We start from the raw sequence: 18,288 nt of genomic DNA, 5'->3' as shown, positions 1-18,288 counted from the left end.
AGCGAAAGCGTTCTAAGCCAGCCGTTTCGGCGGATTCTTCAGTGGAAGCGGGCCTGCGCCCTCTCGCACGACATCGACGGCTGCGAACCGGAGTCCCCGCGGAGCCGAAGGCCGTTGAACGGTCGGCGCCGGCGGCATGGGCGCCGCGACGGCGGCGCAGCCCATCTTGGCGATGCAGTCGGGCGTCATCTCGTCGCAAGGGCTAGTAGCGCCGCCGGAAGGCCCGTCCGCCATCACCATCATCTCGGCGCAATCCATGTCCGCCATGCCGCCCGTCGCTTCGAATACCTGGAACGGCGTGGCGTGCGCGGACGACTGGCCGACGAAGCCGGCCACCGCCAGGGCGAACAGAAGGGTGCGGACGAGGTTCCACATGCGCGTTCATCCCACGCCCGTCGGCCGGCCGTGTCAAGCGACCGACGGGCTGGCGTCGGGCGCGCGCAACGCAATGCTCCGGATCAGCGCGCGCCCGCCCGCAGTTCGAACGAGGGATTCAACCCCGGCGCCCGTATAACTCATTGAACCCCTCTGGTTTCGGAGCCTCCCTATGACCACTCGCAAAATCCTTTCCGTCGTCGGCGCCGTCGGCGCCCTGCTGTTGGGGGCGACGCAGGCTGCCGCCCACGCGCGCGTCGTCGCCTCCAACCCGGCGGCGAGCGCGAGCATCGCCTCGCCGCGTTCGCTGACGGTCACCTTCAGCGAACGCGTCGTTCCCGCTTTCTCGGGCCTCGAGGTCGTGAACGCCGCCGGTGCCAAATTCCCGGTCGCGACCACCGTCTCCGATGACGGCATGACCGTTTCGGGACGGACGGCGCGACCGCTCGCGGCCGGCGCCTACAGCCTCAACTGGCATGCCGCCTCCGCCGACGGCCACCGTATGACCGGCGCCATCGCCTTCACGGTCCGCTGACCCATCGTGCTCGACGTTCTGGTCATCCTGCTCCGGCTCGCGCAGTACGGCGGCGCGGTCGTCCTGCTCGGGACGCCGCTGTTCCTCCTCTACGGGTTGCGCGGGTCGGACGCGGTGGCCCTCGGCTGGACGAGATCCTTGCTGGTCAGCGCGGCGGCCGTGGTCGCCATAGGCTCCGCCGCCGCCTTCGCGGCCCAGACCGCTGTGATGGCGGGCTCGCTGACTGAAGGTCTCAAGCCGGCGACGCTCGGCTTCATGCTCACGGGCACGAGCCTCGGACCCGCCTTTCTCGTCCGGACGCTGGCCGCGTTGCTCGCGCTTCTTGCGCTCATTCAAGACAAGCCGTCCCGCGGCCTGTGGAAATTCGTCGCTGTCGCCGGTCTTATCGTCGGCGCCAGCTTCGCCTGGACGGGACACGGCGCGGCCACCGAAGGCGCGGGGCGCTATGTTCATCTGACGGCCGCGATCCTGCACAGCTGGGCGGCGGCGGTGTGGCTCGGCGCGCTCGCGGCCTTGCTGATCCTGACGTTGCGGCGGCGGTCAGAAACGGTCGATGGCGATAGGATCCTCTATCGAGCCCTTCACGGATTCGCCGGCGTCGGATCCGCATCGGTCGCCGTCCTGGTTCTGAGCGGACTGGTGAACAGCTGGTTCATGGTCGGACCCGATCGTATCGCTGGCCTCTTGAGCACGCCCTACGGTCTGCTGTTGACGGGCAAGCTCGTGCTCTTCGCGCTCATGCTGGTTCTGGCGGCCGCGAACCGCTTTTATCTGACGCCCCACCTCGGCAGCGCCCTGGACGATCCCGAGTATCTTGGCCCCGCCATTTCACGGCTGAAACGCAGCTTGGTGATGGAGACCCTCCTCGCCCTGGGGCTGCTGGCCCTGGTGTCCATCATGGGAACCCTGGCTCCGGTCTCGGCCATGGAAATGGCGATGTAGCCGTTGGCGCGCGCCGACTTCGCTGGAGCTGCGTGTCGGCTTGGGGACCGGCAAATGGCCGTTGTCCCGGCCGTCGGGAACCGCCTAGACTGGTCAGAAATCGGGGGGCGCGCCGTGTCAGATCGAGTTCGTGATCTTATTGAACAGTGGCGGCGCGACCCGGCTGCGACCTACCAGACCTGGTTCTTGTGGGACGAGCGTCTGAAGAATTTCCGCTCCATCCGTCGCGGCATCGGCCAGGTCGTCAAGGAGATCGAAGCAGGCCGGTTCGGCGTGGCCTATCGCGGGTCGTCGCTGGAGACGATCGTTCATTCGGTGGCCGAACAACGGCAGATCTTCAAGGGCGCGGACCATGCCTTCCTCTGGAAGCCCAAACTTCGCATCCCGGACATCTACGAAAACCCGGCCAATCAACGCGCTTTCGGCCGGCTCCTGCATCACTGCAGCTGTTGTTCGACAGCAACGGAAATTCTCGCGGGCATCCGCACGATCGACCAACTCCGAATCAAGGGACTCGGGCCTGCAGTGGCCAACCTGATCTATTTTCTCCATCCCACCCACGTTTCGCCGTTCAATACCGCGATCGTCAACGGCTACAACGCGATCACCGGATCAAAGGTCAAGCTCGGGAGCTGGGAGCACTACCTTGCGATGCGGCAAGGAATTTTGGCCCTCAACGCTCGCTACAGCGATCTTCTGTCCAACGATCTCGGGGCGATCGCGGGCTTCCTGTTCGACGTGGGCTCCGGCCGTTATCCCGCGCCGCCCCTGGACGACGAGAGTCTGTCCGCCAGCGGCTGGGACGCGCGGCTGGCCGAAGCGCGCGCCGAAGCGGTCAAGTTCGAGAAGACCGCGCTCCAGCAGGGCGAGACGGACCGGACCCACACAGAGATCCAGGCCTGGGTCCGTGATCTGGGTCGCGCGCTGGGCTACAGGGTCTGGATCGCGTCCAATGACCGCGGGCGCCAGCACGAGGGCGCACGCCTGAGCGAGGGCTGCCTAGAACAACTACCGCCGTCGCTGGCGAACGGTCCAGGCGCCGAGTCCATCCGGCTGATCGACGTACTCTGGCTGGAGGGAGACGCGGACCGCGTGGCGGCCGCCTTCGAGGTCGAGCATTCCACCACGATCTACTCCGGTGTCGTGCGAATGCTGGACCTCGCCCTGTCAGGCGAACTAAACATCTCCGCCGGCCTTTTCCTGGTCGCTCCCGACAGCCGCGAAAACGATGTGCGGGCGCAGTTGCAACGTCCGGCCTTCAGCCGGATCGCCGATCTCAATGTGCGCTATCTGCCCTACGGAGAACTGGAACGGCACCGGGCATCAATCGCCCGCTTCGGAACCGGTCTCAGGGCTCTGACCGAGATTTCGCACCGCGTGACCTGATCGTCGGTGACTGGCCCGCCTCGCATCCAGGTCGTTCTGGCTCACAGGCCTGATAGGCAAGAGCGCGATCCTCCAGCCGCACCCGCCAGGTGATCAGCATGGCATTAAGCGCGGTGAACACCACTGCTATCCAGACCTGGCCGAAAACCAGCGGCAGGATGGCGATCTCAAGAGATGCGATCCAGTAGTTGGGATGACGAATGACCCGGAAGGGCCGGATCGGACTAGCGGCGCGCCGGGCAGGTGATGATCCGAGTGGTCCAAAACCGGCCAAGGTCGCGATCACCCCGCTTGCTCCAGCGCGCTCGTCGTGCTCTCGGCCATCAGGGCGACTGCGTGTTCCAGGAACAGGTCGTTCCGCTCCGCGAAGCTGTGCGGCTGCAGATACCAGTCCATTGGGACGCACGAATGCCGTGTGTCGATCAAGGCGTTTCGATAGATAGGCGCCAGCCGCTCGAAACCGCCGTGGGTCGTGGCGAACATTTCGGCCCCGTTGGCCGCGACGTCCTCTTGCCGCAGGATGTGCGGCGGCCAGGCGGTGGTCAGGGCGGCGAGACGCGGTGGTGAAGTCCGGTCGTTGTCTCTTGGCAGAGCTTCCTGTGATCGAGCCGTCGCCTGCCTCATGGCTCCCGCTTGCGAACCGCACGCGCCATTTTCAGGTCGCGGGAGATCCGTATCCACAGCAGGATGAAGCCCGAAATCACAATGCTCAGGGTCAAGGCGGTAGTGATGATGATCAGGGGGTGATTGAAGTCCTCGCCGTCGTTCCAGTCCATGACGTGCAGTCGCCAGAAGAAGTCGAAGATCCGCCACACGCCCGAGCGGCGCGTCACCACTTCGCCTGTCGCTGGCGACAGGTAGAAGGCCGTCTTTTCGCGGTCGGCGAAGTCTACCCGCCACAGCGGTCCGGTGCGTCCCGTCTCCTCGGGCGCCGTCGCCAGAAGAACCGCGCCGGAAACCCGCGCCTCGCCCTTGTACGCGCCCTTGGCGAAGGCCGAGGCGTCGGCGGCCGACATCGGTCCGAACGGCCGGCCGGTCGCGGCGGACACGACGACTGGCTCGCCCGACGCCGGCTTCAAGGTCCAGGCCGCCCCCCGCGGCGTCGTGTGAAGCTCCGCCTGGACAGGCGCGACGCCCGCTCGGCGCGCGATCTCGCTCAGTGCCGGAAGCGCGCCGAGCTCCAGCGGGCTCGGCTTGAGGTCAACCGCCCGATGTTCGCCGCGCACCGTCTCGATCGGAATGGCCGTCATCACCAGACCGCCGCCGACCCAGAACAGCACCTGAAGGCCGACGACGAGCGCAATCCATTTGTGCAGCTGGGTGGAGAGCTTGAGAACCTTCATCCCTGGGCCTCGCCTAGCCGTGACGCGCGAAGACGCGCGTACCGCCGCCCTTGAGGATCAGCAGGGTCTCATAGGGCTCACGTTGGCCGTCTGGCGTCTCCATGCCGGGAGACCCCAGCGGCATCGCCGGCACTGCGAGGCCCACGGCCTCGGGACGTTCGGCCAGAAGCTTGCGGACATCCTCGGCCGGCACATGGCCCTCGAGGACATAGCCGCCGATCATGGCCGTGTGGCAGGAGGCGAGCGCCTCGGGCACGCCTTGGGTGCTGCGTATAGAGCGAAGGCTCGGGAGTTCGTTGACCCGCGCCTTGAAGCCGGCGGCGCGCATGTGATCCACCCAGGCCGTGCAACAGGCGCAGGTCGGGGTCTTGTAGACCGCGAGCTCGGTCGATGAACGGGCGCCCGGAGCGCAGGCCGCGACGGCGACGGAGCCGGCCCCCGCGGCCAGAAACGCACGGCGTGAAAGGGTGGGCATCGATCTCATGGGTCCCTCTGGCGAGCGATATCTGGAGGCCGCCGATGACGGTCGCCGCCGCGATCAGGCGGCGGGGCGGAAGGGCCGGGCCGAGGAGTGATAGACGTCGAACCTCCACTCGTCACCCCGCTTGCGCAGGACGCTCGTGGCGGCGCCGCGGCGCTCTATGGGGGCCCGGGCTCCGTACTTGAAGGTGATGTGGAAGGTGTAGGTCTCGCTCACGAAGGCGGTGTCGCCGTCAACCTCGACTTTCATTTCGTGGTTGCGGAAGTCGAAGCCGGCCAGATCGGCGAATTCGGGCCCGAGATGGTGCTCCAGATAATAGGCGAACGATCCCTCCACGCCGCCGTTCTCGAAGATCTCCGAGTCGGTCCAGAACAGGGCCGGCGTCTGCGACACGTCCATCCGCTCGATGGCGTCCTTGTAGGCGGTGACGACCGCTCGGACCTGGGCCTCGTCAGCGGATTGCGCATCGCCGGGGGCGTGCGCCGAGCCTGGCGTATGGGCCGAGCCGGGGGCGTGGGAGCGGGCCGGCGCCTGTGATTGAGCTTGCGCTTGGCCGGAGGTCGCGAGGAGGGCGGCGACCGCCGATCCGGCGAGTGCTGAACGGAACATCATGGTGCAGTCTCCTGGTTTGCCGCGGCCGCAGTAGAACCCGGTCCGGCGAAGTAGATGAAGAACGAGGCGTTCGGGCGACGACGGACCCCAAGGCCGTCAGAACATCAGATGCCTCATGCCATGGGTCAGCATCCCGCCCAGCAGGCCGTTGACCACCACGGCGGCGGCGGTCACGGTCAAAAGACCGATGTAGATCAGCTCGCGCCCGCGCCCCGGCCGGCGGACCCATTGTTCCTTCGCCCACCAGCTCAGCAGGCCGAGCGCGGCGATCGAGGTGCCGAGCCACCGATGGTAGAGGTGAGTCACATCGTCCTTCCCGGGCAGCCCCATAGCGAACCATCCCAGCGCCACCGCGGCGACCGCGGAGATCGCCGCCAGGGCGATGATCACCCGCGTGCCCTGGGTCAGGACCGGCCGACGCAGCGTCAGGGCGGCGATCTCGAGGAGCGCGGCGACGAGGAACAGCGCGATCGGGAAATGGACGGCGGCGGGATGCATGGCGCCGAGCCAGCGATACAGGCGCTGGGGCATTGGCTTGGGACCCTCGTCCGCCGTCATGGCCCCGTGGTCCATGTCCATAGCCATCCCCGGCATGGCCATCACGCCGCCTTCTGGCACGGCGCCCGCCGGCGCGGCGGCCTGGGCACGGGCCGCGGCCTGCTTGTCATGATCCTCGTGCGCGAACGCGGGCGCGCTGACAGACAGCGCCACCACCAGGGCGATCCCCGACAGAAGTTTGCGTATCGACATTGTTCTCTCCCATCCCGTCCCTTCTGCTAACTACGCACCGGGGAGGCCGTCCCCTCGTTTGAGGGATTTGGCTTGTTTCGGCGTAGTAGGGATTAGGGGCGCAAGGAGAGTGTTCGATGGCGCGTAATTTGGATGATCTTTTGGCCGGATCGGCGGCGACGCCCTTGGGCCGGTCGCTCGACGGGCTCGAACCGCTCGTCTGGAGCCGGGTCGACGCGCTTCGCGGCGAAAGGCTCGCGTCGCAACTGCGTTTGGGGGCCGTCGCCATGGCCCTGGTCACCGGCCTGACGGCAGGCGGCGTCGGCGCGGTCGCCGCCCCCAGACCGGCCGGGGAGATGGCCATTTTCACGGTCGACGCGGGCCTGTCGCCTCTGGTGAGACTGGAAACCGGCCGATGAAGCGCGGCTGGCAGGCCATCGCCCTGACGGCCGTCCTGGCGGCGGTCGCCAGCGGCGCGGGCACTTGGATCAGCGCCAGCTGGGTGCTGAGCCGGCGCGAACCGCCATCCCTGCACGACATCGTGCACCACGACCTGAAGCTCTCGCCCGACCAGCTGACCCGCATCGACGCAGTCGAAGCCCGGTTCGCCGCGCGCCGGCCCGCGCTCGAAGCGGACGTCCGCGCGGCCAATCAGGAACTGGCGCGCGCGATCGCACGGAGCGACGGCGACGGTCCCCAGGTCCAGGCGGCGGTGGACCATTTCCACGTCGCCATGGACGCCTTGCAGAAGGAGACGATCGCCCACGTCTTCGAGATGCGGTCCGTTCTGACGCCGGCCCAGGCCGAGGTATTCGACGACCGTATCGTCGAGGCCCTCGCGCCCGACGAAGGCTAGCGTTCCGCGTGGACAGCCCCAACGACCTGTCAGCCCGCGCCGCCGGCGGGGACCGGGCGGCCTTCAGCGAGTTGATGCGGCAGACCAAGACTTCTCTGTTCCGTTTCGTCCGGCGCTATGTCGGCGATGAACAGGACGCCTGGGACCTGTTGCAGGACACCTATGCGGCGGCCTGGATCAACATTCGCCGCTACGACCCGGTCCGACCCTTCGAGGCCTGGATCCGGACCATCGCACTCAATAAATGCCGGGACTGGAGCCGTCGCCGCTTCGTTCGGCGGCTCATCCGGGGCGGCGTCGACCTGTCGTCGCCGGAAGCCATGTCCGTGCCGGACGGGGCCGAGGCGGTGGATGACCGGATGGATGCCAGCGCAAGGCTGGCGCGGTTGAACGAGGCTGTGAGCCATCTGCCGCCGCACCTCAAGGCTCCGCTTCTGCTGACGGCGATCGAGGGGCGCAGTCAGGCGGAAACGGCCGGGATGCTGGGTGTCTCCATCAAGACCGTGGAGACCCGCGTGGCGCGGGCTCGTCGCAAGCTGTCCGAGGCGCTGGACGACACGCCCGCTGTCCGGGCCGCTCTTGAGTGATCAGCTCGAGGGTCCTCGGAACCTTCGTCGCGCCTTAGCCCCGCTCGGGCCGCAGCGGCGCTCCGTCGATCGACCTCCAGGCGGCGAGGGATGCGGCGCCCGTCCGCGTATTCTAGTATGAGGGCGTCGCGGGAAATCGACCCGATCATCGCCCTTTTCTTTCAGGAGCTTGTCACATGAGAGTCCCGATCCTAGCCGCCGCAGCGGCGATCACCTTGGGCGCCTGCCAGCCGGCCGCCGACCCTCAACCGGTCGAGGCCCAGACGGCGCCGGGCGCCTCGGCGACGACCCCGATGGAGGCCGCGCCGGTCGCCACGCCCGAGCCGACCCCGCAGCCGCAGGCCGCCGCATCAGCCCCGGCGCCGTCCCCCCGGGCCTCGACGCCCCGACCGACCCGCCCCGCGCCGGCGCCAGCACCCGCCCCGACGCCGCCGCCGGCCGATCCGATGGCCGGCCATGACATGTCGAAGATGGACGGCATGACCATGCCGCCCAACCAGTAGTCCACGTAAGCATCAGGAAGTCTCTCATGAACCGTTCAATCCTCACCAGCCTGGCCGCTCTGGCGGCGCTGGCTCCCGTCTCCCTCGCCCAGGCCCAGAGCCATTCGCACGCGGGCATGTCGGCGCAGGATCACGCCGCCATGCAGGCCCCCGCCAACGGCGTCGTCACCGCGCCCGCGGACAACGCCATGCTAGCGGTCGCGCCGACGACCTTCTCGGCGACGTTCCCGCACGCCATGACCCTGACCTCTCTCAGGCTGACGGGCCCTGACGCCCGGTCCATCGACGTGGCTGTGGTCGACGACGCGGCGCCGGTCACCACGGTCAGCGCGCCCCTCCCCATCCTGGCCCCCGGATCCTATTCCGCCGCCTGGGCCGCGAAGGGCGCCGACGGCCACCAGATGAACGGCCTCGTCCGTTTCATGGTTCACTGAGGGATCGGCCTCCCGCCTCCTGAGGGGCCGAAGCCGGATGTGGAAGGAACGCCGCGCGACCTGCCGCGCGGCGTTTTTCCGTCGTCGATCAGCGGTCGGCTCCCCGGCTGACCCCTCGCGATGGTCTTTCAGCCCTGGGCTCAGTCGGCGCGCCGTGATCGCCGGCCGGCGCGATCCATCCGGCCGGGGGGCGAACTACGCTCCTGAAGGTGGGGCGCCAAGCTCGCCAATGTCCGGGTCACAACGTGGGCGTCGCCGAAACCGCGTCCTACAGCTTGGCCAGCCTCCGGGTCGTACAGAATGGTGAAACAGCCCAGCGCCTTGGCCGGGCGAATGTCCCATTCCAGACTGTCTCCGACGACACAGACCTCGGGCGGATCGACGTTCAAGGCGGCAAACACTCGCCTGAACGCGCCCGGATCGGGCTTGCCAACGCCGACCTCGCCTTCAATCTGGATATGATGGAAACGCGAAGCCAGACCGAAACGCTCGATCTTGGCGCGCTGCAGTGGACCGGCGCCGTTGGTGAGCAGCGCGAGCCGGTATCCAGCGTCCCGCAGTTGGACCAACACGGCGTCCGCCTTGGGTTCGAGCCGCATCTGCCGGTCGCGATGGAGGCTGAAGGCGTCGGCGATGCGCTCTGCGATCTCGGGAGATACCGTTGGACTACTGTCGCGCCGCAAGGCCTCGAAGGCTTTGGCTGCGATGACGCGCCGGGCCTGCTTCGGGTCTGCGCGGCCCACGGCGTGGCTGTCCGGATCGCTCCAGAAGGCCCGCCCCGCCTCCGTCAGGGCGCGCGCTGCAACGTCCGGAGCGAGGTCGCCAAGCTCGGTCTGGTATACCTGACAGACGCTGCGCCACGCCAGATCAGGGCGGCGATAGGCTGAGAGCAGGGTGTCATCCAGATCGATCACGACGGCCCGGATCCGCCGCCCCGCTGTCATTGGACAACACCGGGCCGGTCACCGGCCGGCGCAAGGCACAGGCTGTAGCGAGGCCCTGGCCCCGGCGGGGGCGTCCTGACAACCGACCCGTTGCGTGCCTGTGGGGGCGCCGGCGTCAAGACAAGACCCGCCGCCGCTTCGCTAGAACCACGCCCGAATGCCGACGACCAGCCGGGTGTCTTCCGAGCTTCGCCCGTCAGCTTCCAGGAAGTCCGCCGTATTGCCGAAGCTCTTGGTCCATTCGACGCCGACATAGGGTGCGAATTCCTTGCGGAACTCGTAGCGCAAGCGGGCCCCGATCTGGAGCGTCGACAGGCCGGACCCGATCCGGAGTTCGGGGATGTCCTCCGCCGACAGCACCACCTCGGCCCGGGGCTGGACGATCCAGCGATTGGTGATGCGCTGATCGTATTCGGCCTCGGCCCTCGCCGTGAGTTCGCCCTTGTTGGACAGGAAGGCCGCCGCGTCGACCTCGAACCAGTAGGGCGCCAGACCCTGGATGCCGACGACCAGGTCGGTCCGGTCGCCTTCGGGCCGGTAGGTCTGCCTCAGGCCGGTCTGGAAGTCGAAGAAGGGTCGGAACGCCCGGCTATAGAGGGCCTGGATCTCGGCCTCCTCGACCTCGCCGTCGAAGGCTCCCTCCCCTTCGGACTTCCACCAGAAGCGATTGATGTCGCCGCCGGTCCAGCCCTGGGCGTCCCAGGCGTAGGCTTCTTCGCCGTCGGCGAAGGTCGCTTCGAGCTGGTCGATGATCACCGCGGTGGTCCGCACGTCGCCATTCTCGACGCGAAGCTGTTCGCGGGCCGCCGCCATCTCCGCGGGATCGAACAGGGTATCGGCGGCGTGAGCGGGGCCGCTGGTCGCCCCGGGCGGAAGGGGCATTTCCGGAGGGCGTCCCGGGTTGTCCGCGCTGGTCGGCACGTCGGGCGGCATCGCCATGGCCGACATGTCATGACCCGGGGGCATCTGCCCCATGGTCGACATGTCATGTCCCGCCGGCATGGCCGACGCGGGCGCGGTCTGCCGCATCGTTGACATGTCGTGCCCGGCGTGGGGATCCGGCTGAGCGGCGGCGGCCGGCTGCTGGCCGCTCTGCATGGTCGACATGTCATGTCCCGCCGGCATGGCCGGCGCCGGCGCGGTCTGGCCCATCGTCGACATGTCATGTCCGGCGTGGGGATCCGGCTGACCGGCGGCGGCCGGCCGCTGGCCGCTCTGCATGGTCGACATGTCGTGGCCCGCCGGCGTGGCCGGCGCGGGCGCGGTCTGCCGCATCGTCGACATGTCGTGCCCGGCGTGGGGATCCGGCTGACCGGCGGCGGCCGGCTGTTGGCCGCTCTGCATGGTCGACATGTCATGTCCCGCCGGCATGGCCGGCGCGGGCGCGGTCTGGCTCATCGTCGACATGTCGTGCCCGGCGTGGGGATCCGCCGACGCCGGCGCGCGCTCGGGCACGGCGCCGGTCGGGCAGACCGGCGCCCCGGGCGTTCCGACGCGGGACGGATCCGCCGTCGGCGCGCCGCGCCGGACGCAACCGGCGGGCAGCTGGACGGCGGTCTGGACGGCGTTAGCCGCCGCGCCGTGCCCGGCGTGGCTCTGGGCGAACACCGGGCCGGCCGAGGCCGCGAGGAGCAGAGGGACGAGACCCACGGACCGACGGATCATGACGAGGCTCCTGACATCGGGCGGACGGTGACGACGTTGAACATGCCCGCGTGCATGTGCATCAGCATGTGACAGTGGAAGGCCCAGTCCCCGGGATTGTCGGCGGTCAGGTCAAAGGTGACCTTGCCGCCGGGGAGAACGTTGACCGTATGCTTCAGCGGTTGGTGGCCCGCCGGTCCGCCGGTCACCAGTTCGAAGAAGTGGCCGTGCAGATGGATGGGGTGGGCCATCATGGTGTCGTTGACCAGGGTCACCCTCACCCGCTCGTTCCGCTCAAAGCGGATCGGCTCGACCAGTTCGCTGAACTTCCTCCCGTCGAAGCCCCACATGAACCGCTCCATGTTGCCGGTCAGGTGGATCTCCATGGTCCGCGACGGGGGACGCTGGTCCTTGTTGGGCGTCAGCGAGACCAGGTCGGTGTAGACCAGCACGCGGTGGGGTACGTCGGCCAGTCCCGTCGGGCGCTCGCCCATGCGGTTGGCCGGCGCCATGGCGATGGCGTCCACGCCGACCCCCACCGCCATGTCCGGCGGGGCGTTGGCGGGATCGCGCATGTTCATGCCGGCCATGGAGCCGTGGTCCATCCCGGTCATCGCACCCGTGGACTGGGGCGCCATGGCGCCGTGATCCATCCCGGCCATGGTGCCGCCGGAGGCGCCGGTCATGGCGCTATGATCCATCCCCGCCATGGCGCCGCCCGGCTGGCCCCCCATCGAGCCGTGGTCCATGCCGCCCATGCCGCCCATGTCCCCCATGCCCATGTCCTTCATGGTCAGGTTGGGAACCTCGCGGAGCGGCGGAACCTCGGCGGTCATCCCCAGGCGCGGAGCAAGGGTCGCCCGCCCCATGCCGGAACGGTCAATGGCTTCCGACACGATGGTGTAGGCCCGGTCCTCGGTCGGCCGGACGATAACGTCATAGGTCTCGGCGACGGAGATCTGGAACTCGTCGGTCTCGACCGGACGCACGTTCTCGCCGTCGGCCTGGACCACCGTCATCGGCAGGCCGGGGATGCGGACGTTGAAGATCGACATGGCCGAGGCGTTGATGATGCGCAGTCGCACCCGTTCGCCGGGTCGGAACAGGCCGGTCCAGTTCTCCTGCGGGCCGTGTCCATTGATCAGATAGGTGTAGGTCGTCCCATTCACGTCGAGGATGTCGCGCGGGTCCATCCGCATCTGGCCCCACATGCGCCGTTCTTCCAGGCTCATGCGGTCCTCGCCGGAGAAGAGGCCCGCCAGGGTCGTGCGCTGCCGGTTGAAGTAGCCGGGGCTCTTCTTCAGCTTGTCGAGGATTTCGTGCGGATGCATGAAACTCCAGTCCGACAGGACCAGCACATGCTCGCGGTCGTAGGCGACCGGATCGGCGCCGGCCGGATCGATGACGATCGGCCCGTAGTGGCCGAGCGCCTCCTGCAGGCCGGAGTGGCTGTGATACCAGAAGGTGCCGGACTGCCTGATCGGAAACTCGTAGACGAAGGTCTCGCGCGGCTTGATGCCTGGGAAGCTGATCCCGGGCACCCCGTCCATCTGGAAGGGTAGAAGAAACCCATGCCAGTGGATCGAGGTGTCTTCGTCCAGGGTGTTCGTCACCGCCAGACGGACGTTCTGGCCTTCGCGCAGCCGCAACACCGGCGCCGGCAGCACGCCGTTGATGGTCGTGGCCGTCGCGGTGCGCCCGTTCACGGTGAAGGGCGTCTGACCGATGGTCAGATCGATATTCGGCCCAGTCAGGGTAGGCAGGTCCGACCGCAGCCCCGGCGAGCCCGTCTGCGCCCAGGCGGGCATCAGGCCCTGCAAGGCGGCGAGACCGCCGCCCGCGACGGCGCCGCGCAGCAGCAGTCGACGATCCAGCTTCATAAGATACTCCTTAAAGTCAGAACCGCGCCTCGGCGAGGCGACGATCTATATGGTTTTACGCAGGCGACCCGGTCGCCCCTCGCGACACGCTGCCGCAGAGCCGACCGGGCCGGAAACTCCCGTCGCCTAGCGCTGGATCAGCGCCGCGCCAGAAGAGCCTTCATCTGGGCGATCTCCTGTTCCTGGGAGCGGACGATTTCCTCGCACAGACCGAGCACTTCCGGATCCGTCAGCGAGGCTTGCTGGCACATCAGGATGGCGCCGGAGTGGTGCGGGATCATCGAACGCAGGAACTCCGTGTCTCCCACCGCCGCCTGGGTCCGCATACCCCAGAAGCTGACCGCAAACACCAGGGCGGCAGCCCCGCCGATCAGCAGATTCGTCCGTTTCGACGGATACATCGACCGCATGAACACCAGCATGAGGATCGCCATAGGCGAGACCATCATCAGCGTCATGTAGACGTTGTTGAGGTTGAAATAGAAGTGATTGAGGGACGCGATCATCGTGTACATCACCAGGTACATGATGATGAAATCCAAGACGAGCTCGAAGCCGAAGGAACGGTAGCTCCCCTTCATGGCGTGCATGGTCTTCATGTTTTCCATCGATTGTTCTTCCTCTACTCGCAAATCTGCAACGGGACTTCTCGCCGACGCCGGATCATCCTGCGCTGGCGGGATGAGCCTCCAGCCAGGCGCGCAGCTCCGCGATGTCCGCGGTCTGCATCTCGATCGTCTTCTGCGCCATGCGCCGGATGTCGGCGTCCTGGCTTTCGCGCAGCACCACCTGGGCCATGTCGAGGGCGCCCTGGTGATGCGCGATCATCTTGCGAGCCCAGGTCTGGTCCGTGTCGACCCCGGTCGCGGCCATCATGGCCTCCATCATTTTCGCTTCGGCCGGCGCGAACGGCGGCTCACCGCCTCCGCCCGGCGCTGCCGCACCGGCTGCGGCCCCCACGTTTGTTTCGAGCCAACGCTGGAGCTCGGCGATGTCCCCGGTCTGCATCTCGACGGTCTTCTGCGCCATCCGGCGAATGTCGGCATCCCGCGTGTCGCGCAGCACGATCTGGGACATATCGAGGGCGCCTTGGTGATGGGGGATCATCTTGCGGGCCCATGCCTCTCCGGCGCTGGCTCCCGTCGCCGACCTCATGGCCTCGTGCATCCTCGCCTCGGCGGCGGAGAAGGGCGTCTGCGCCATCGCCATGGGCTCCGGAGTCTGCGCCGACTCGTCGGCCTTGGAGGCCGCCGGCGGCTCGGCGGCCGGGCTGCACGCCGCCACGAGGAGAGCGGAACAGCCGGCGAGCAGAACGGACGAGCGTGTGAAGGTCAGGTTGAACATCGGGTGTCTCCGGCGTGGGGCGGCGCCGGCGAATCGGCCGGCGGCTAGTTGACGAAAGCGCCGCGGGGCGGCGGCGGGACGCGGACTTGAACCGGGATCTCGGCGCCGTTGCGCAACCGGACATGAACGCCAGTTAAATCCGGGTCCTCCGACACGGTTCCGCCTTGATCAAATATACCCGAACGCTGTTGGATCAGGCGAGGGATCGGCTGCCGGAGTGCGTAATGGCGCAAACGCCGGTCGTCGCCTTCTCCTGGCCCCGGTCCCCCATGCCGCCCCCGTTAAAGTCTGACCGCACGAAGCCGCAGCGCATTGCCGATGACGCTCACGGAGGACAGGGCCATCGCCAACGCCGCCAGAGCCGGCGACAGCAGGAGGCCGAAGACCGGGTACAGCAGCCCCGCCGCGACCGGGATGCCCAGGGCGTTGTACCCGAAGGCGAAGACGAGATTCTGGCGAATGTTGCTCATCACCGCCTTCGACAGCTTGCGGGCCCGGACGATGCCCTGGAGGTCGCCCCCCAGCAGGGTGACGCCGGCGCTCTCGATCGCCACGTCGGAACCTGCGCCCATGGCCACACCAACATCGGCGGCGGCCAGGGCCGGGGCATCGTTGACCCCGTCGCCAGCCATGGCGACGATCCGGCCCTCGGCGCGCAGCCGCTCGACGACCGCCGCCTTGTCCTGCGGCAGGACCTCGGCCTGGACGTCGTCTATGCCGAGCCGGCGCGCCACCGCCTCGGCCGTGGTCCGGTTATCCCCGGTCATCATCACCAGGCGCAGGCCCGCGGCCTTCAGATCGCGAATGGCCCCGGCGGTCGTCGCCTTGACCGGGTCGGCGATGCCGAGGACGCCGGCCGCGGCCCCGTCCACGGCCACGAAGATCGCGGTGGCGCCGTCCTGGCGTAGCGCCTCGGCCTCGGCCTCGAGGGCGGCGACATCGACGCCGATCTCGCCGAGGTAGCGGCCGTTGCCGAGCGCCACGCGGCGGCCGTCGACCACCCCGGTGACGCCACGCCCGACCGGGCTGTCGAACTCCGAGGCCTCCGACAGCGCGAGCTTGCGATCCGTCGCGGCGCGGACGACGGCGTCGGCCAGCGGATGTTCGCTGGCCCGCTCCAGACTGGCGGAGAGTCTCAGAAGCTCGGTCTCGTCGAACCCGGCGGCGGGCCGGATGGCCGTCACCGACGGTCGCCCCTCCGTCAGGGTACCGGTCTTGTCGAGCACCAAGGTGTCGACCTTTTCGAAACGCTCCAGCGCCTCGGCGTTCTTGATCAGCACCCCGGCGTGGGCGCCGCGCCCCACCCCGACCATGATCGAGATCGGCGTGGCCAGGCCCAGGGCGCAGGGACAGGCGATGATCAGCACCGACACCGCGGCGACGAGGGCGTAGGACAGGCGCGGCTCCGGACCGATCAGGCCCCAGACGACGGCGGCGAGAACCGCGATGGCGATCACGGCCGGCACGAACCAGCCGGACACCTTGTCGGCCAGCCGCTGGATCGGCGCGCGGCTGCGCTGGGCCTGGGCCACCATCTGGACGATCTGCGCCAGAAGGGTGTCGGCGCCCACCTTGTCGGCCCGCATCACGAACGAGCCGGTCTTGTTGAGCGATCCGGCGACGACCTTGTCGCCGACGTCCTTGGTCACCGGCATGGATTCACCCGTGACGAGGGACTCGTCGATGGTCACCCGACCGTCCAGAATCTCGCCATCGACCGCCACCTTCTCGCCGGGGCGGACGCGCAGCCGGTCTCCGACGGCGACCATGTCGAGCGTGACGTCCTCGTCGCCGCCGTCGTCACGGAGCCGCCGCGCAGTCTTGGGCGCCAAATCAAGCAGCGCCCGGATGGCGCCGGACGTCTGTTCGCGGGCGCGCAGCTCAAGAATCTGGCCCACCAGAACCAGGACGGTGATGATGGCCGCTGCCTCGAAATAGACCGGCGCGCTGCCGTCCATCCGGCGGACCGCCGCCGGGAACAGAGCCGGCGCCAGCACCGCGACCACGCTGTAGATCCAGGCCGCGCCGACGCCGATGGCGATCAGGGTGAACATGTTGAGGCTGCGGTTGCGGAGGGAAGCCCAGCCCCGCTGGAAGAACGGCCAGCCGGCCCACAGCACCACGGGCGTCGCCAGCGCGAACTGGATCCAGTTGGAGGTTTGGCCCGAAATCCGCATCGCCAGTCCGGTCAGATGGCCGCCCATCTCGAGCGCGAAGACGGGCAGGGTCAGGACCGCGGCAACCCAGAGGCGGCGGGTGAAGTCGATCAGTTCGTGATTGACCGGCGCCTCGGCGGTGACGGTCTCCGGCTCCAGCGCCATGCCGCAGATCGGGCAGGAGCCCGGGCCCTCCTGGCGCACCTCCGGATGCATCGGGCAGGTGTAGATGGCGCCCGGGATGACAGGCGCCGGTTGCCGGGCCTCGCCGAGATAGCGGTCCGGATCGGCGATGAATTTGGTCCGGCAGCCCGCCGAACAGAAGAAATAGTCCTTATCGTCGTGGGCCGCCCGATGCGCTGTGGTCGCCGGATCGACGGTCATGCCGCAGACCGGATCGACCGCCTTCGCGCCGCTGTCCGCCGATTTGGCCGAACAGCAGCTGTGGTCGGGCGGATGCGAAGGGGAGGGCATGGACATGGCGGGCTCCTTGAAACAGCTGGACGCCATATATACCCTAAGGGGGTATCGCGCAAGGCGCTGTCCTGGGGTATGGTCGAACGGTCAGAGCGAGGAATTGGATGCAGACGGAAACAAAACCCAAGGTGTTGAACCGCCTGAACCGGATCGAGGGCCAGGTGCGCGGCATCGCCCGGATGGTCGAGGAGGACCGCTACTGCGTGGAGGTCCTCACCCAGCTCCAGGCCGTACGGGCGGCCCTGCTGCGCGTCGAGAGCGAGGTGCTCAGAGACCACCTTGACCACTGCGTCATGGGGGCGATGACCGGCGACGATCTCTCCGATCGCAAGGCCAAGGCCACAGAACTGATCGACCTTCTCGGACGCGCCTCGCGGTAGCGCAGGACATTTCCCTAGACATCCCGTCGGATTGGTTCGGCGAGCGTCTTAAAATATCCTCTCGGGTAGTCGGGCCGACCGCCGATCTGGCCTGCCCGGGGCGTGTGGACCCCGGACCGGAAACTTGCCCAAGAGATGATCCCACAGGCTGGTGAACAGGCCGAAAAACCCACGGAAAATCACGGGCGCGTAGCAAAGACGTGGAGCCTGCATCTGCGCCTAGGCCAGGACCTTGAGGCGCCGACCGCCCAGGCTCCCGGGCGACGGCTCCGGGCGCCGGGTCCTCAGACGGCTTGAGGAGCGCCCCTTCAAGGCGTGCATCCAGCTTACATACCTTGACGCCGAGCTGTTCTTTGAAGCCCGCCACGATGCGGTCCGGCTGGGCCTCAGGGCTCGACAGGGCCGTCGGAGAGGGCGGAATGACGAGGCGAGGGCCGGCCGATCAGCGCCAGAAGGCCCGATGACGATCGCCTGACGGCTCAGGGCGGACGGTCGTCCAGAACCACGCGGACCGAGCCCGCGCGAGCCACGGTCAGCTGGATTGCGACATGGGTGGGCGACGTGGTCTTCGTGCGCGCCCGCATAGACGGCCCATCCATCGCCCATGGAGAAAACCGCGCTCGATGAGATCCAGGCCATCGTTCACCACGGCCCGCGCTGAACTGTGGGCTGAGCCGGTG

Annotated in this window: 22 protein-coding genes; 9 read left to right on the top strand and 13 right to left on the bottom strand. The window is 68.1% G+C overall.

The features are described 5' to 3' along the window. Positions 1-12: 12 nt before the first annotated feature. Positions 13-375, bottom strand: coding sequence for a hypothetical protein (locus tag ACYX4P_RS01515; protein ID WP_088582514.1), 363 nt, complete (start codon positions 373-375; stop codon positions 13-15). A gap of 172 nt (positions 376-547) precedes the next feature. On the opposite strand from ACYX4P_RS01515, the gene copC reads away from it, so the two are divergent. The 3 genes from copC to ACYX4P_RS01500 are packed head-to-tail and all read left to right on the top strand — an operon-like array spanning position 548 to position 3,238. Further along, complete coding sequence (gene copC / locus ACYX4P_RS01510; protein WP_088582513.1) at positions 548-910, top strand: copper homeostasis periplasmic binding protein CopC; 363 nt, start codon at positions 548-550, stop codon at positions 908-910. 6 nt (positions 911-916) lie between these two features. After that, positions 917-1,852, top strand: a complete 936-nt coding sequence (copD, locus tag ACYX4P_RS01505) for a copper homeostasis membrane protein CopD (protein WP_088582512.1) — start codon at positions 917-919, stop codon at positions 1,850-1,852. Between the two features lie 54 nt (positions 1,853-1,906). Continuing rightward, on the top strand, positions 1,907-3,238 hold the full coding sequence (locus tag ACYX4P_RS01500) for a type II restriction endonuclease (protein ID WP_240612156.1): 1,332 nt from the start codon (positions 1,907-1,909) through the stop codon (positions 3,236-3,238). On the opposite strand, the gene ACYX4P_RS01495 is transcribed toward ACYX4P_RS01500, so the two are convergent. From ACYX4P_RS01495 to ACYX4P_RS01470, 6 genes are all read right to left on the bottom strand, one after another. Then, the gene (locus tag ACYX4P_RS01495; RefSeq protein ID WP_205678542.1) at positions 3,201-3,524 is read right to left on the bottom strand and encodes an isoprenylcysteine carboxylmethyltransferase family protein; all 324 of its coding nucleotides are present in this window, start codon (positions 3,522-3,524) and stop codon (positions 3,201-3,203) included. The genes ACYX4P_RS01500 and ACYX4P_RS01495 overlap by 38 nt on opposite strands. After that, positions 3,521-3,862 carry a hypothetical protein gene (locus tag ACYX4P_RS01490; RefSeq protein WP_088582511.1) on the bottom strand — a complete coding sequence of 114 codons (342 nt, stop codon included), beginning with the start codon at positions 3,860-3,862 and terminating at the stop codon, positions 3,521-3,523. The genes ACYX4P_RS01495 and ACYX4P_RS01490 overlap by 4 nt, the downstream gene beginning before the upstream one ends. Next, positions 3,859-4,581 (bottom strand): PepSY domain-containing protein, encoded by a 723-nt coding sequence (locus ACYX4P_RS01485; RefSeq protein ID WP_088582510.1) that lies wholly within the window; start codon positions 4,579-4,581, stop codon positions 3,859-3,861. Before ACYX4P_RS01485 ends, ACYX4P_RS01490 begins: the two co-directional genes overlap by 4 nt. A 13-nt stretch (positions 4,582-4,594) precedes the next feature. Further along, on the bottom strand, positions 4,595-5,065 hold the full coding sequence (locus ACYX4P_RS01480) for a DUF411 domain-containing protein (protein WP_306418727.1): 471 nt from the start codon (positions 5,063-5,065) through the stop codon (positions 4,595-4,597). Positions 5,066-5,119: 54 nt separating this feature from the next. Further along, positions 5,120-5,674, bottom strand: a complete 555-nt coding sequence (locus ACYX4P_RS01475; RefSeq protein WP_088582508.1) for a YybH family protein — start codon at positions 5,672-5,674, stop codon at positions 5,120-5,122. A gap of 96 nt (positions 5,675-5,770) precedes the next feature. Beyond that, a complete protein-coding gene (locus ACYX4P_RS01470) occupies positions 5,771-6,424 on the bottom strand; it encodes a DUF2231 domain-containing protein (protein ID WP_088582507.1) in 654 nt (217 codons plus the stop codon). A 116-nt stretch (positions 6,425-6,540) separates the two neighbouring features. Between ACYX4P_RS01470 and ACYX4P_RS01465 the strand changes: the two genes are divergently transcribed. From ACYX4P_RS01465 to ACYX4P_RS01445, 5 genes are all read left to right on the top strand, one after another. After that, positions 6,541-6,822: a hypothetical protein gene (locus ACYX4P_RS01465; protein ID WP_088582506.1), complete on the top strand. Its 282-nt coding sequence runs from the start codon at positions 6,541-6,543 to the stop codon at positions 6,820-6,822. Beyond that, positions 6,819-7,259 (top strand): Spy/CpxP family protein refolding chaperone, encoded by a 441-nt coding sequence (locus ACYX4P_RS01460; protein ID WP_312572907.1) that lies wholly within the window; start codon positions 6,819-6,821, stop codon positions 7,257-7,259. The genes ACYX4P_RS01465 and ACYX4P_RS01460 overlap by 4 nt, the downstream gene beginning before the upstream one ends. Before the next feature lie 8 nt (positions 7,260-7,267). Beyond that, complete coding sequence (locus ACYX4P_RS01455) at positions 7,268-7,846, top strand: RNA polymerase sigma factor (RefSeq protein ID WP_245159370.1); 579 nt, start codon at positions 7,268-7,270, stop codon at positions 7,844-7,846. A gap of 176 nt (positions 7,847-8,022) precedes the next feature. Then, positions 8,023-8,349, top strand: a complete 327-nt coding sequence (locus tag ACYX4P_RS01450; protein ID WP_135194141.1) for a hypothetical protein — start codon at positions 8,023-8,025, stop codon at positions 8,347-8,349. Positions 8,350-8,375: 26 nt separating this feature from the next. After that, positions 8,376-8,783 carry a copper resistance CopC family protein gene (locus tag ACYX4P_RS01445; protein WP_052004988.1) on the top strand — a complete coding sequence of 136 codons (408 nt, stop codon included), beginning with the start codon at positions 8,376-8,378 and terminating at the stop codon, positions 8,781-8,783. Between the two features lie 140 nt (positions 8,784-8,923). Here ACYX4P_RS01445 and ACYX4P_RS01440 read toward each other — a convergent pair whose 3' ends face one another. The 6 genes from ACYX4P_RS01440 to ACYX4P_RS01415 form a co-directional block, all read right to left on the bottom strand. Then, positions 8,924-9,697, bottom strand: a complete 774-nt coding sequence (locus tag ACYX4P_RS01440) for an HAD family hydrolase (RefSeq protein ID WP_164952667.1) — start codon at positions 9,695-9,697, stop codon at positions 8,924-8,926. A 171-nt stretch (positions 9,698-9,868) separates the two neighbouring features. Next, a complete protein-coding gene (locus ACYX4P_RS01435) occupies positions 9,869-11,392 on the bottom strand; it encodes a copper resistance protein B (protein ID WP_312572909.1) in 1,524 nt (507 codons plus the stop codon). Continuing rightward, positions 11,389-13,251: a copper resistance system multicopper oxidase gene (locus ACYX4P_RS01430; protein ID WP_112863189.1), complete on the bottom strand. Its 1,863-nt coding sequence runs from the start codon at positions 13,249-13,251 to the stop codon at positions 11,389-11,391. Before ACYX4P_RS01430 ends, ACYX4P_RS01435 begins: the two co-directional genes overlap by 4 nt. Before the next feature lie 137 nt (positions 13,252-13,388). Beyond that, entirely contained in the window at positions 13,389-13,859 is a 471-nt protein-coding gene (locus ACYX4P_RS01425; RefSeq protein ID WP_112863190.1) for a DUF305 domain-containing protein, read from the bottom strand. 55 nt (positions 13,860-13,914) lie between these two features. Continuing rightward, a complete protein-coding gene (locus ACYX4P_RS01420; protein WP_052004990.1) occupies positions 13,915-14,595 on the bottom strand; it encodes a DUF305 domain-containing protein in 681 nt (226 codons plus the stop codon). Positions 14,596-14,876: 281 nt separating this feature from the next. After that, positions 14,877-17,225 (bottom strand): heavy metal translocating P-type ATPase, encoded by a 2,349-nt coding sequence (locus tag ACYX4P_RS01415; RefSeq protein WP_409360161.1) that lies wholly within the window; start codon positions 17,223-17,225, stop codon positions 14,877-14,879. Positions 17,226-17,332: 107 nt separating this feature from the next. On the opposite strand from ACYX4P_RS01415, the gene ACYX4P_RS01410 reads away from it, so the two are divergent. Then, positions 17,333-17,608 carry a metal-sensitive transcriptional regulator gene (locus ACYX4P_RS01410; RefSeq protein WP_088582502.1) on the top strand — a complete coding sequence of 92 codons (276 nt, stop codon included), beginning with the start codon at positions 17,333-17,335 and terminating at the stop codon, positions 17,606-17,608. Positions 17,609-18,288: the final 680 nt, after the last annotated feature.

It is taken from the genome of Brevundimonas sp. ABV4_179 (assembly GCF_056311945.1).
Note: the sequence above shows the minus strand (reverse complement) of the source record. Positions and strands in the feature narration are given on the sequence as shown.